General features: G+C 64.9%; 1 protein-coding gene and 1 pseudogene. Both read right to left on the bottom strand.

Annotation, left to right across the window (positions count from 1 at the left end):
• Positions 1-113 precede the first annotated feature (113 nt).
• Positions 114-275: a hydrophobic protein gene (locus tag ACFVX6_RS40950; RefSeq protein ID WP_079408214.1), complete on the bottom strand. Its 162-nt coding sequence runs from the start codon at positions 273-275 to the stop codon at positions 114-116.
• Between the two features lie 197 nt (positions 276-472).
• Positions 473-571 (bottom strand): annotated as a pseudogene (locus tag ACFVX6_RS40945) (TraR/DksA C4-type zinc finger protein); the annotation flags it as partial.
• Positions 572-1,012: the final 441 nt, after the last annotated feature.

Here is a 1,012-nt window from a genome sequence, read left to right as displayed (position 1 = left end):
TCCCCGTGTTTTTGGCGCGTGGGCGCCGGTTTTTGTCCACTGGGGGGTGCCTTTCCACCCCCGGCGGGGGGTACCACCCCCCACCGCCACACTGCATCTGAGCTGCGATGAAGCTACCAGCGATACCACCGGCCGCTGCTGCCCTTCGGGCGGGCAACGAATCCGATCAGCCACAGCACAAGGACCGCGATCGCGACCCACCAAAGGATTTTGATCGCGAAGCCCGCACCGGCGAGAATCAGAACCAGCAGAAGAACGAGAAGCAGGGGAACCATATCTATCAACCTCCAAGCAATCATCTGCCCGAACACCCCTCGAACATTCGCGCAAAACTTACCTGTTTCTTATCAACGCAGGCGGGAAGACGTGTAGCCGCTTTGCGGTTCATTTCCGTGTCGATGTGGAGACTTCTGCGTCTCACGCACCTGGGTGGGCACGCGGGCACCCGTCGGAGCCAGGTGGAGCGTGGCCGTCAGCGCGGATCGGGCCGAGCACAGTGGACGCAGGTGCTCGCAGCCGGGTGGATCTCCGAGCGCTCGGGCGGAATCGTCCCGCCACAGCTTTCACACTGCCCGTACTCACCCTGGAGCCGATACGCCCCTGGTAATCACCAGCGGTGACCGCCGCGAGCGGTTCGACCGACGCCTCACACCGCCGATGCCCGGAAAGGGGGTTCCGCCGGCTTCGGTGATCAGGCGGGTGGCGGTCTTGTCGTGATAGCCGAGGGCCTTTGCGATGACGGGGGCCGGGGCCTGGAGGACGAGCTGTCGGATCGCGGAGGTCCCGCCGCGCGGTAGTGGACGCCGGGGCAGTCAGTCGTCGCCACCCTTACCCGATCGGTGAACCCGATCCCGGGTCGCAGAGATACGAAGCGTGTCCACCAGGGGTTAGCCGGTCGTTGATCATTCCATGTCACAGATGCCCCTATGGATGTCAACCGAGAGATCCAACGGCGCCGGTCGGGCCGGCCGGAGGGGCTGCCGGGACGATAAGGCGGTAGATCTCCCGCGCG

Source organism: Streptomyces sp. NPDC058289 (assembly GCF_042880975.1).
GTDB lineage: Bacteria > Actinomycetota > Actinomycetes > Streptomycetales > Streptomycetaceae > Streptomyces > Streptomyces stoeckheimensis.
Note: the sequence above shows the minus strand (reverse complement) of the source record. Positions and strands in the feature narration are given on the sequence as shown.

Bases quoted from the DNA above. Each gene is read 5' to 3' on its own strand.
- ACFVX6_RS40950 (WP_079408214.1), bottom strand. From the start codon at position 275: ATGGTTCCCCTGCTTCTCGTTCTTCTGCTGGTTCTGATTCTCGCCGGT.